Raw genomic sequence first — 12,035 nt, forward strand, 5'->3', positions numbered from 1 at the left:
ACCTCCTGGGGGTGAAGGGCCGGAAGGGGGAGGGGAAGGGGGGGAGGGCGTGGGAGGGGGTCAGCCGCGGGCGGCCAGCCGCCGCACCGCCGCCAGCGGGACCGGCAGCCAGTCGGGGCGGTGCCGGGCCTCGTACCCGACCTCGTACACCGCCTTGTCCGTCTCGTACGCGCGCAGCAGCGCGGGTGCCTCGCGCGGGTCGCTGCCCGCCGCCCCGGCGTAGCCGTCGCAGTACGCGTCCCGGCAGCGCGCCGCCCAGTCGGGGTCGGGGTCGCCCGGCAGCGAGCGCGCGGCGTAGTCGAAGGAGCGCAGCATCCCGGCGACGTCCCGGGCGGCCGGCTGCGGGCGGCGGCGCTCGGCGAGCGGCCGGGCCGGCTCGCCCTCGAAGTCGATCACCGACCAGCCGCCGCCCGGCGCGTACAGGCACTGGCCCAGGTGCAGGTCGCCGTGGACCCGCTGGGCGAGCCGCGCGGGCCCCTCGGCGTGCGCCAGCGCGGCCAGTTCCCGGTAGGCGGCCCGCAGCCCGGGGACGTACGGCAGCAGGGCGGGCACCGCCTGGGCGGTGGCCTCCAGGCGGTCGGCCATCTGCGCCGCCAGGTGCTCGACCTGCGCGGGCGGCAGCGTCACCGCGGGCAGCGCCGCGGCGAGCGCGGTGTGCACCTCGGCGGTGGCCGCGCCGAGCCCGCGGGCCTCCTCGGTGAAGTCGCGGCCCTCGGCGAGGGCGTCGAGCGCCAGCGCCCAGCCGTCCCGGGAGCCGGTCAGGAAGGGCTGGAGCACCCCGAGCGTGGCGGGGCCCGGCTCGCTGGTCTCGAACCAGGCGACCGGGGCGGGCACCCTCGGGCAGCCCGCGCGGGCCAGGGCGAGCGGCAGCTCCAGATCGGGGTTGGCGCCCTCCCAGACCCGCCGGAAGACCTTGAGGATGTACGCGTCTCCGTACACCAGCGAGGAGTTGGACTGTTCGGCGCCCAGCGGGCGGGCGGCCAGGCCGCCGGGCAGCGGGGCCGGGGCGCGCTCGAAGCGCAGCGGGCCCAGCGTCCCGGGGGTGCGCAGCCGCTCCAGGAGCAGGCCCGCGAGCTGGGGGTCGGCCAGGCCCTCGTACACGGTGCGGCCGGCCAGCGGGCCGTCGGCGAGGTGGCCGATCAGGGCGGGGGCGAGGCGGGGCGGCAGGGCGGCCCGCACGCCGAGCAGGAGCTGGTAGCAGTCGACGGGGGACTGGGCGGGCAGGCCGGTCTGGTGCACCCGGAGGAGCAGGTGGAGCAGGCCCGGCGCGGTGTCCGAGTCCGGGGGCAGCAGTTCGGTGGCCGAGACGAGCGTGAAACCGGTGACCGGTCGTCCCTTCCCGGCGAACCAGCGCTGCCGGGGCAGCCACTCGTGCAGCAGGGGTGCGAGCGCGGGGAGCAGCGCGGTGGACGGCCGGGCGGTGGATGCTGTCTCAGACATGGCATCACGTCCTCGGTTGGGGTCGGGGGCCAAGTGCCCCGGGTGGGGCGGCGGAAACCGCCCCACACCTGATACACCATCAGCTCGGCACGGTGTCCTTGCGGAGCCGGAACCAGTAGAAGCCGTGGCCCGCGAGCGTGAGCAGATAGGGCCATTCGCCGATGGCGGGGAAGCGCACCCCGCCGATCAGCTCGACCGGGTGGCGCCCGTTGTACGCGCGCAGGTCCAGCTCGGTGGGCTGGGGGAAGCGCGAGAAGTTGTGGACGCACAGCACCAGGTCGTCCTTGTACTCGCGCAGGAACGCGAGCACCGCCGGGTTCGACGAGGGCAGCTCGGTGTAGGAGCCGAGCCCGAAGGCCGGGTTCTGCTTGCGGATCTCGATCATCCGGCGGGTCCAGTGCAGCAGCGAGGACGGCGAGGCCATGGACGCCTCGACGTTCGTCACCTGGTAGCCGTGGACCGGATCCATGATCGTCGGGAGGTAGAGCCGGCCGGGGTCGCAGGAGGAGAAGCCGGCGTTGCGGTCGGGCGTCCACTGCATCGGGGTGCGCACCGCGTCCCGGTCGCCCAGCCAGATGTTGTCGCCCATGCCGATCTCGTCGCCGTAGTACAGGATCGGCGAGCCGGGCAGGGACAGCAGCAGGGCGGTGAACAGCTCGATCTGGTTGCGGTCGTTGTCCAGGAGCGGGGCGAGCCTTCGGCGGATGCCGATGTTGGCCCGCATCCGGGGGTCCTTGGCGTACTCCGCGTACATGTAGTCGCGCTCTTCGTCGGTGACCATCTCGAGCGTGAGCTCGTCGTGGTTGCGCAGGAAGATGCCCCACTGGCAGCGGTCGGGGATCGCCGGGGTCTTCGCCAGGATCTCCGAGACCGGGTAGCGGGACTCGCGGCGCACCGCCATGAAGATGCGCGGCATGACGGGGAAGTGGAACGCCATGTGGCACTCGTCGCCGCCGGAGGGGAAGTCGCCGAAGTAGTCGACGACGTCCTCGGGCCACTGGTTGGCCTCCGCGAGCAGCACCGTGTCCGGGTAGTGCGCGTCGATCTCCTTGCGCACCCGCTTGAGGAAGTGGTGGGTCGCCGGGAGGTTCTCGCAGTTGGTGCCCTCCTCCTGGTACAGGTACGGCACGGCGTCGAGCCGGAAGCCGTCGATGCCCAGGTCCAGCCAGAAGCGCAGGGCCGCCATGATCTCGTCCTGGACGGCCGGGTTCTCGTAGTTGAGGTCGGGCTGGTGGGAGAAGAACCGGTGCCAGTAGTACTGCTTGCGCACCGGGTCGAAGGTCCAGTTGGAGGTCTCGGTGTCGACGAAGATGATCCGCGCGTCCTGGTACTGCTTGTCGTCCTCGGCCCACACGTAGTAGTCGCCGTACGGCCCGTCCGGGTCGCTGCGCGACTGCTGGAACCACTCGTGCTGGTCGCTGGTGTGGTTCATCACGAAGTCGATGATCACGCGCATGCCGCGCTGGTGGGCGGCGTCGACGAACTCCACGAAGTCGGCGAGGTCGCCGAACTCGGGCAGGACGGCCGTGTAGTCGGAGACGTCGTAACCGCCGTCCCGCAGGGGGGACTTGAAGAACGGCGGCAGCCACAGGCAGTCCACGCCGAGCCACTGGAGGTAGTCCAGCTTGGCGGTGATGCCCTTGAGGTCGCCCACGCCGTCCCCGTTGCTGTCCTGGAAGGAGCGGACCAGGACCTCGTAGAAGACGGCGCGCTTGAACCAGTCCGGGTCGCGGTCGCCGGCTGGTGTGTCCTCGAAGGTGTCGGGGACGGGCTCATTGACGATCATGATGTGGGTGACCCTCCGATCGGCGGGGACGGCCGCAGGACGAAGACGTGCGCGGGCGTGACACCCGGCTCTAGGCGCACGTAGTTGGCCCTGCCCCAGTGATAGGTCTCTCCGGTGAGCTCGTCGCGCACCGGTACGGACTCGTGCCAGTCGAGGCCGAGTTCCGGCATGTCCAACGAGACCGTGGCCTCCTGGGTGTGGTGGGGGTCGAGGTTGGCGACCACCAGGACCGTGTTCGCCCCCCGCCCGGAGCCGTGCCGCTTGCTGTAGGCGATCACCGCGTCGTTGTCGGCGTGGTGGAAGCGGATCCCGCGCAGGGTGCGCAGCGCCGGGTTGGTGCGCCGGATCCGGTTCAGCGCGGTGATCAGCGGGGTGATCGTGCGTCCCTCCCGCTCCGCCGACTCCCAGTCGCGGGGCCTCAGTTCGTACTTCTCCGAGTGCAGGTACTCCTCGCTGCCCTCGCGCAGCGGGGTGTTCTCGCACAGCTCGTACCCGGCGTACACGCCCCAGGCCGGGGACATCGTCGCGGCGAGCACGGCCCGCGCCTCGAAGGCCGGGCGGCCGCCGTGCGCGAGGTAGGCGTGCAGGATGTCGGGGGTGTTCACGAAGAAGTTCGGCCGCATGTAGGCGGCCGTCTCGGTGGACAGCTCGGTGAGGTAGTCGGTCAGCTCCTGCTTGGAGTTGCGCCAGGTGAAGTACGTGTACGACTGCTGGAAGCCGACCGCCGCCAGGGTGCGCATCATCGCGGGCCGGGTGAACGCCTCGGCCAGGAAGACCACGTCCGGGTCGGTGCGCCGGATCTCGCCGAGGACCTTGTCCCAGAAGAGGACCGGCTTGGTGTGCGGGTTGTCCACCCGGAAGATCCGCACCCCGTGGTCCATCCAGTGCCGCAGCACCCGCAGGGTCTCCTCGACGATCCCGTTCAGGTCCTTGTCGAAGGCGATGGGGTAGATGTCCTGGTACTTCTTCGGCGGGTTCTCGGCGTAGGCGATCGTGCCGTCGATCCGGTGGTGGAACCAGTCGGGGTGCTTGATCACCCAGGGGTGGTCCGGGGAACACTGCAGCGCGAAGTCCAGGGCGACCTCCAGGCGCAGGTCACGGGCCCGGGCCACGAAGTCGTCGAAGTCCTCCAGGGTGCCCAGGTCCGGGTGGACCGCGTCGTGGCCGCCGTCCGCGGAGCCGATCGCCCAGGGCACGCCCACGTCGTGCGGGCCCGGCGAGAGCGAGTTGTCCGGGCCCTTGCGGAAGGTGGTCCCGATGGGGTGGACCGGTGGCAGGTAGACCACGTCGAAGCCCATCGCGGCCACCGCCGGGAGTCTCTCGGCAGCCGTGCGGAAGGTGCCGGAGACCGGGCGGCCGTCCTCGAAGCGGGCCCCCTCGGAGCGCGGGAAGAGCTCGTACCAGGAGCCGAACAGGGCCCGCTCGCGCTCCACGAGCAGCGGCAACTTCCGCGAGGAGGTGACCAGTTCGCGCAGCGGATGGGCGGCGAGCACCGCGTCCACCTCGGGGGTGAGCGCGGCGGCCAGCCGGGCGGCGGCCGGACGCGCCTCGTCGCGCAGCGCGTCGGCGGCGGCCAGCACGCCCTCGCGCCCGGCGTCCTTGGGCACCTTGGCGGCGGCCCGCTCCAGGAGCAGGGCGCCCTCGGCGAGGACGAGTTCGGTGTCGATCCCGGCCGGGACCTTGATCCGGGCGTGGTGGCGCCAGGTGGTGACCGGGTCGCTCCAGGCCTCGACGTGGTACGTCCACAGGCCCTCGCGGGTCGGGGTCACCTCGGCGCCCCAGCGGTCGGTGCCGGGGGCCAGCTCGTGCAGCGGGGTGAAGGGCCCGCGCCGTCCCGCCGGGTCCCGCAGGACCACGTTGGCGGCGACGGCGTCGTGGCCCTCGCGGAAGACGGTGGCGCTGATCTCGAACGCCTCTCCCACCACCGCCTTGGCGGGCCTGCGCCCGCAGTCGACGAGCGGACGGACGTCCAGGACGGGAATGCGGCCAATGAGCGAATTCACGGCATCACCTGATGAGGGCTGTGCGGGCATGGACGGGGGATCCAGCGGGTCCAGCGTGTCTGCGCTGTGATGCGTACCGGAGGAGCCTTCCCCGTCTCTTCGGGTGGGCAATCCGGCAGTTTGTTAACTACTAGGGCGTAGGCAGGCACACAAGAACCGGCCCCGTAAAAACGACGTTGCGCGGGCCCGCGGCGCCGGCCGGGCCGCCGATCACCCGCCTGCCGCGCGAAGTTGGGCGATCCGGGTGCCGCCTCGTGCCGCTTTGGGCGGGTTGCGCCCCGCGCCGGGCACCCGCCGCACGCACCGGAGCGGCGCGGCCCCCGGAGGGCCCGCGCCGCGGATATGGCGGATTTCCGCCGGGGACAAGCGGCGCATCCACGCCGGAGGACGGAAAACGCACCGGATCGCCATCAACTGCCCCCAACCACAAGGAAGTCGGGCCGTGGGCCGTCCCGGGGCGGGGGCTGGGAACCTGGAACCCGCCCCGGGACGGGGACCGGTGCTGGGGACGGGCGGCCCCGGTCGGCGCGGGCCCGCCCGTCCCCAGGTCTGCGGGGAGCCGCGCCGTCAGGGGCGCGCCTCCTCCTCGTCGGCCGCCCAGATCTGCCAGGGCTGGCGGGTGACCCACTCGTCCACCGGGGCCGGGGACACCCCCAGCAGCCGGGCCGAGGCGCCCTCGTCGCCCGACATCAGCCGGGGGTCCGCGCCGGTGGCCGCGTAGTGGTAGATGCCCGCGATCCCGGCGGCCGCCCCGGGGCCGACCACCTGGGCGAGCCCGCGCTCGAAGGCGTCCGGGTCCAGCGGCACGTACCGCACGTCGCGGCCCAGGCCGCGGGCGAACGCGGCGGCCAGCTCGGGCCCGGTCAGCGAGGCCGCGCCGCCGATGTCGAGGACCCGCCCCTCCACCCCTTCGGCGGTCAGCGCCGCGCACAGCGCCTCGGCCAGGTCCCGGTGCGAGATCCAGGCGGTGGGCGCGTCCGCGGGCAGCGGGTAGGCCAGCACCCCGTCGTGCACCAGCGCCGGGCCGTTCCAGGGGCTGAACAGGTTGTCCAGGTAGACCGGCGGGCGCAGCACGACCAGCGGCACCCCGCTCGCCCGCAGCACCTCCTCGGTGGTCCGGCGCGTCTCGAAGGCCGCCACGTTCGTCGAGGTGCGCGGCAGCCGGGTGTTGGCGTTGTAGACCAGCCGCTCCAGGCCCACCTCGCGGGCCGCGTCCGCCAGGTGCAGCGCGTAGCGGCGCACCCGGTCCGCCTCGTACACCAGCGGCATGGTGACCAGCGCGTGCGTGGCCCCCTCGAAGAGCCGGCGCACGTCGTCGGGACGGCCCAGGTCACCGGCGGTGAAGGCGACACCCGGAAGCGGCGGGCGGTCGCCCTCGGGGCGGCGGGTCAGGGTACGGACGCGGTGGCGCCGCTCCAGCAGGAGCCGGGCGGCCGCACCCCCCTGGAAACCGGTCGCCCCCACGACCGCTACGCGCATCTGAGTGTGATCGGACATGTGTCTGAAGTGCCCTTCGATAGGCTGTGGCTGCTGCCGGGACGGCGCTTCTCAGGCTGACGGCGGCGGCTTTGGCCGATCAATTAACAAACCGGGGCGGGGGTTGAAGGATCGTCCATGGACAACGTGGGGAACGAGCGCGACGACCTCCTCAGCGAAATGCTGAAACCGTTGCGCCTGACCGGGGTGTTCGACAGCCGCTGGCACGTCAACGCCCCCTGGGCCATCGAGGGCGACGCCGAGCAGAGCTGCGCCATCCTGCACTACATCGTCGAGGGCGGCTGCTGGATCAGCGGGGAGGACCAGCACGCCGTGGAACTGCGCGAGGGCGACCTCGCGGTCTTCCCGACCGGCACGGCCCACCGGCTCTCGGACCGGCCCGACCGGCAGGGCGTACCGCTCAAGGCGGTGCTCCCCGAGCGGCAGCCGGGCACCTCCGGCGAGATCCGCATCGACGGGGCGGGCCCGCGCAGCAGGCTGCTGTGCGCCGGGCTGCACTACGACGCCAGCGCCGCGACCGGGCTGTACCGGGCGCTGCCCTGGGCGCTCGTCCTGGACCGCTCCCAGGTGGACCAGGAGCCGCTGCTGCGGGACACGCTGCGCCTGCTGGCCGCGCCGGACCGGCCGGTCGGACCCGGTGACCGGCTGATCACCCTGCGCGCCTTCGAGATGGCGCTGGTGCTCGCACTGCGGCCGCTGCTCGCGGAGTTCGCGCGCGGGCCCGCGTCGCTGCCGGTGCTGCGCCACCCGGGCATCGCCCGGGCGATGGTGATGATGTCGACCCGGTTCGCCGAGCCGTGGACCATCGAGTCGCTGGCCCGGGAAGTGGGCATGAGCCGCTCGGCGTTCACGGCCGCGTTCCGCGAACTGGTCGGCGAGGCACCGGCCCGCCACCTGACCGGACGGCGCATGCAGGAGGCGGCGCGCCTGCTCGGGGAGACCTCGCTGCCGCAGTCGGCGGTGCCCCAGCGGGTGGGGTACCAGAGCGCCGTGGGTTTCCACCTGGCGTTTCGCAAATGGTTCGGGAAGACGCCCGGTGAGTACCGCAGCAGCGCGGCGAATGCCGCCTGATGGGGACGCAAGCGACTTCTCGCCGATTGGCCGGTTCTTAAGTCCCGCTGGACGGTCGTTCATTGCCGCAGGTGGGTGCGGGGGGACAGGCTCGTTCGGCACAGCCGTTCCGTATGAGGAGAAAAGGTGTCGTCGAGGTCGGGTCGGGATTACCTGGAGTCGCTGCGCGACGGCCGCGAGGTGTGGCTCGACGGCGAGCGGGTCAAGGACGTCACCCGGCACCCGGCGTTCCGCAACACCGCCGCCTCGCTGGCCGGCCTCTACGACCTGGCCCTCGACCCCGGGCACGCCCCGGTGCTCACCGGGGAGGACGGTCGTCTGAGGGCGTACGGGATACCCCGCTCGTACGAGGACCTGGTGGCCCGCCGCACGGCGTACAAGACGTGGGCCGAGGCGAGCTACGGCTTCCTGGGCCGCACGCCGGACTACATGGCGGGCGGCGCGGCCGGGTTCGCCGCGGTACCGGGCGCGTTCACCACGGAGCGCTTCGACGGCGCCCCGCACGCGCTCGCGTACCACCGGCGGCTCGCCGACTCCTCCCTGTACGGCGCCTTCACCATCACCAACCCGCCCTCCGCGCCCGGCGACGGGCTCGTGGTGCGGGCGGTGGCGGAACGGGACGGCGGGATCGTGGTCAGCGGCGCCAAGACCATCGGCACCGGCGCCGTCTTCGCCGACGAGGTGATCGTCGGCACCATCGAACCGCTCGCCGAGGACGACGTGGAGCACGCCCTGTGCTTCTCGGTGCCGATCGACACCCCCGGTCTGTCCTTCGTCTCCCGCCCCTCCTACGAGGGCCGGGCGCGCAGCGTCTTCGACAACCCCCTGTCGGCGCGCTTCGACGAGAACGACGCGCTGCTGGTCTGTGAGGAGGTGTTCGTCCCCTGGGAGAGGGTCCTCACCTATCGCGACGTCGGTGCGACCGCCGCGATGTGGTGGCGGACCCCCGCCTACCTCAACTTCGTGCACCAGTCCGCCACGAGGTTCTGGACCAAGCTGGAGTTCCTGGCCGGCCTCGCGGTCCTGCTCACCCGGATGAACGGCACCGACAAGCTGCCCCAGGTCACCCAGACCGTGGGGCGGCTGCTCGGCATGGTCGCCCAGGCCAAGGCCTTCGTCCTGGCCGCCGAGGCCTCCTTCGAGGAGGTCGACGGCGGCCGGGGCGGCGTGGCGCCCGGCCAGGAGATCTCGTTCGCCCAGCGGATCATGGCGGGCGAGCTGTACCCGCGGGCCGTCCAGGAGATCAAGCTGCTCGCGGGCGGCTCGATCATCCAGCTGCCCGCCTCGGCCCAGGACCTGCTCCACCCCGAGCTCGGTCCGGTCGTACGGAAGTACCTGCGGGCCCCGGGCACGGACGCCGAGGAGCGGATCAAGCTCCTCAAACTCGCCTGGGACGCGCTCGGTTCGGAGTTCGCGAGCCGCCACGAGCAGTACGAGCGGCTCTACCAGGGCGCCCCCCACGTCTACCTGACCATGCAGACGTGGGCGGGCGGCGCCGAGGCGTGCGAGGAACTGGCCCGCGCCTGCCTGGACTCGTACGGCCTGGAGGACGGGCGGTGAGCGCCGGGGGCAGGGATGGCGGCGGTGCCAGAGCCCGCGCGGCCCAGGGGAGTCAGGACACGGCCCCCCGCGCCGCGCTCGCGCTGCTGGCCGCCACCCAGCTCCTGCTGATCATGGACACCGCGATCGTCAACGTCGCGCTGCCCTCGGTGGGCGAGGACCTCGGCCCGGGCTCGGCCGGCCTGTCCTGGGTCGCCAACGCCTATCTGATCGCCTTCGGCGGACTGCTGCTGCTCGCCGGCCGCGCCGCCGACCACCTCGGCCACCGCCGGGTGTACCTGACCGGACTCGCCCTGCTCGCCGCCGCGTCCGCGGCCGGCGGCCTGGCCGGGTCGGCCGGGACCCTGGTGGCCGCCCGCGCCGTGCAGGGCGTGGGCGCCGCGCTCGCCGCGGCCGCCGCCTTCGCGCTGCTGCTGCTCGCCTTCCCCGACGGTCCCGGGCGGCACCGGGCGCTGGGCGCGTTCGCCGCGATGGGCGGGCTCGGCGGGGTGCTGGGCACGGTCCTGGGCGGCGTGCTGACGGACCTGCTCGGCTGGCGCTCCACGTTCTGGCTCAACGTGGCGGTCGCCGCCCTGCTGTGCGCCCTGGCGCCGCGCGTTCTGGACGGGGGGACGCGCGGCGCCGCGGGCGGCTTCGACCTGCCGGGCGCGCTGACCGCCACCGCGGGCCTCGGCCTGCTGGCGTACGCGCTGGTGGGCGCGGGGGAGGCGGGCTGGACCTCGGGGCACACGGTGGCGGCGGGGGCCGGGGGGCTCGCGCTGCTCGTGCTGTTCGCGGCGGTGGAGCGCCGGGCGGCCCGCCCGCTGGTCCCCGCCGCGGTGCTGAAACGTCCCTGCACACTGCTCGCCAATCTGCTCAGCGCCCTCGGGCAGATGGCCATGTTCCCGATGTTCTTCCTGGTCAGCCTGTACCTGCAGAGCGTGCTCGGGCAGTCCCCGCTGCTCGGCGGCCTGGGCCTGCTGCCGCTCTCCGCGGTGGTGGTCGCCACCGCCCCGCTCACCGGCCGGCTGATCCACCGGCTCGGCCTGCGCGCCACCGCGACGCTCGGCTTCGCCCTGCTGGCCGCCGCCACCGGCTGGCTCGCCCTCGCCCTCGACGCGGACGGCACCTTCGCCTCCACGGTCCTGCCGCCCAGCCTGCTCATCGGCGCGGCGCTGCCCCTGGTGATGGTCACTACCAACGTGGCCGCCACCGCCGGGGCCGCTCCCGGTGAGACCGGCCTCGCCTCCGGACTCGTCAACACCAGCCAGCAGTTCGGCTCGGTGCTCGGCCTCGCCGTCCTGGTGGCCGTCGCCACCGGCGCCGCGACCGGCACCGGAGCGGCCGGGCAGACCGCCGGGTTCCGCGCGGCGCTGCTCACCGGCGCCGCCCTGGCGGCGCTGGCCGCGCTCGCGTCCGTACGGCTGCGGCCGCCCGGGCGCGTCCCCGGGCCGGTGGCGGCGCCGACGGGCGCCGACCGGGTGGGTGGCCCGCGGTGACCGGCTGAGCGCCCCGGCACGGACGGCACGAACGGCACCACACCCGACGAAACGCTCTTCGCCCGAGGGGGGCACTGAGTTGACCCTGTACGACCTAGTCGCGCCCGGGCTCGCCCAGAAGGGCGACCCGCGCTACCGCATCGGCGAGATACGAGACGCCGACCCGCTCGGCGCCGACGGGCCGCTCGCCGACGTCCCCGCCATGAACCGCGACGCCGACGTCCCCGCCCTCGTCGCGGCCCTGCGCGCGCTGCTGCCCGGGCCCGACCTGACCGCCTCCTTCGGCGTCACCACCGCCCTGGCCGCCATGCGCGACCTCGGACTGCTCCTCGGCTCCCTCAAGCGGCACGGCGTGGAGCCCTGCGCGGCGGTGCCCGAGGCGGTGCCCGTGCTCCAGGAGCTCGGCCGGCGCACCGACATGGTGCCGCGCGACACCGTGCACCACTACACCGCCTGGAACCCGCTCGGCGCCCGGATGCGCGGCTACACCGGCGAGGAGGGCGAGCGCCGGCTCATCGAGTCCGTGCGGATGGTCTTCCCCGGCCTGGTCGCCACCCTCGACAGCTGCGCCGAACTGGCCCGCCTGGAGCCGTACGACCCCGCCTTCGCCGACGCCCTGGACCGCACCGCCGGGCACGTGAGCGCCATGGTCGACTCCATCGACCACACCGTCGCGCACGTCTCGCCGGTCTTCTTCGCCCGCACCCTGCGCCCCTACTTCGAGTCCGTCGACGTCGCCGGGACCTCCTACCTCGGCCCGGCCGCCGCCCAGGTCCCGCTCTGGCTGGTCGACCTGACCCTGTGGCAGTCCGACCGCGGCGCCCCCGGCTACGACGCCTTCCTCGCCGACTCCGTGCCCTACGCGCTGCCCGCCTGGCGCGCCTTCCACGCCGCCCACGCGGGCGGCACCTCCGCCGTCAGCAAGCTGTCCACCGCGATCAGCTGGGAGGCGGTCGACAGCCTGCCGCCCGACCTGGCCCGCTCCGCCGCCGCGCTGGCCCGGGTGCTGCGCGTGCTCAAGACCTTCCGGGCCCGCCACATCGGCATCGCCCGCAAGGCGTACGACGAAGAGGTGCGGCTGTACGAACAGGGCAGCGGCGGCGCCCCCGTGGCGCTGCTGCGCCACGTGCTCGACCTGACCCGGGACAACGAGACGCTGGTGCGCCGGACGACGGACCGCCCCGGCTCCTGAGAGGACGC

The 12,035-nt window shown here is 73.6% G+C and carries 8 protein-coding genes; 4 read left to right on the forward strand and 4 right to left on the reverse strand.

Annotated features, from left to right (window positions below; all coding sequences use genetic code 11):
* Positions 1-60: 60 nt before the first annotated feature.
* The 4 genes from ABT160_RS17430 to ABT160_RS17445 all read right to left on the reverse strand — a co-directional run bounded on the left by ABT160_RS17430 (position 61) and on the right by ABT160_RS17445 (position 6,726).
* Positions 61-1,440, reverse strand: a complete 1,380-nt coding sequence (locus ABT160_RS17430; protein WP_351648391.1) for a maltokinase N-terminal cap-like domain-containing protein — start codon at positions 1,438-1,440, stop codon at positions 61-63.
* A 79-nt stretch (positions 1,441-1,519) separates the two neighbouring features.
* On the reverse strand, positions 1,520-3,226 hold the full coding sequence (gene treS, locus ABT160_RS17435) for a maltose alpha-D-glucosyltransferase (protein ID WP_351648393.1): 1,707 nt from the start codon (positions 3,224-3,226) through the stop codon (positions 1,520-1,522).
* Positions 3,223-5,259 (reverse strand): alpha-1,4-glucan--maltose-1-phosphate maltosyltransferase, encoded by a 2,037-nt coding sequence (locus tag ABT160_RS17440; RefSeq protein WP_502984249.1) that lies wholly within the window; start codon positions 5,257-5,259, stop codon positions 3,223-3,225. Before ABT160_RS17440 ends, treS begins: the two co-directional genes overlap by 4 nt.
* 537 nt (positions 5,260-5,796) lie before the next feature.
* Positions 5,797-6,726, reverse strand: coding sequence for an SDR family oxidoreductase (locus ABT160_RS17445; protein ID WP_351648396.1), 930 nt, complete (start codon positions 6,724-6,726; stop codon positions 5,797-5,799).
* A gap of 117 nt (positions 6,727-6,843) precedes the next feature.
* Between ABT160_RS17445 and ABT160_RS17450 the strand changes: the two genes are divergently transcribed.
* The 4 genes from ABT160_RS17450 to ABT160_RS17465 all read left to right on the forward strand — a co-directional run bounded on the left by ABT160_RS17450 (position 6,844) and on the right by ABT160_RS17465 (position 12,027).
* Complete coding sequence (locus ABT160_RS17450) at positions 6,844-7,797, forward strand: AraC family transcriptional regulator (RefSeq protein WP_351648398.1); 954 nt, start codon at positions 6,844-6,846, stop codon at positions 7,795-7,797.
* A 126-nt stretch (positions 7,798-7,923) separates the two neighbouring features.
* Positions 7,924-9,357, forward strand: coding sequence for a 4-hydroxyphenylacetate 3-hydroxylase family protein (locus ABT160_RS17455; RefSeq protein WP_351648400.1), 1,434 nt, complete (start codon positions 7,924-7,926; stop codon positions 9,355-9,357).
* On the forward strand, positions 9,354-10,835 hold the full coding sequence (locus tag ABT160_RS17460; protein WP_351648402.1) for an MFS transporter: 1,482 nt from the start codon (positions 9,354-9,356) through the stop codon (positions 10,833-10,835). Before ABT160_RS17455 ends, ABT160_RS17460 begins: the two co-directional genes overlap by 4 nt.
* Positions 10,836-10,914: 79 nt before the next feature.
* Positions 10,915-12,027 carry a monodechloroaminopyrrolnitrin synthase PrnB family protein gene (locus ABT160_RS17465; protein ID WP_351648403.1) on the forward strand — a complete coding sequence of 371 codons (1,113 nt, stop codon included), beginning with the start codon at positions 10,915-10,917 and terminating at the stop codon, positions 12,025-12,027.
* Positions 12,028-12,035 lie beyond the last annotated feature (8 nt).

It is taken from the genome of Streptomyces sp. NPDC001941 (genome assembly GCF_040296945.1).
GTDB lineage: Bacteria > Actinomycetota > Actinomycetes > Streptomycetales > Streptomycetaceae > Streptomyces.

Excerpts from the sequence above, each read along its gene's own strand:
- ABT160_RS17430 (WP_351648391.1), bottom strand. The coding sequence starts at position 1,440 with ATGTCTGAGACAGCATCCACCGCCCGGCCGTCCACCGCGCTGCTCCCC.
- ABT160_RS17445 (WP_351648396.1), bottom strand. The coding sequence starts at position 6,726 with ATGTCCGATCACACTCAGATGCGCGTAGCGGTCGTGGGGGCGACCGGT.
- ABT160_RS17440 (WP_502984249.1), bottom strand. The coding sequence starts at position 5,259 with ATGCCCGCACAGCCCTCATCAGGTGATGCCGTGAATTCGCTCATTGGC.
- treS (WP_351648393.1), bottom strand. The coding sequence starts at position 3,226 with ATGATCGTCAATGAGCCCGTCCCCGACACCTTCGAGGACACACCAGCC.
- ABT160_RS17450 (WP_351648398.1), top strand. The coding sequence starts at position 6,844 with ATGGACAACGTGGGGAACGAGCGCGACGACCTCCTCAGCGAAATGCTG.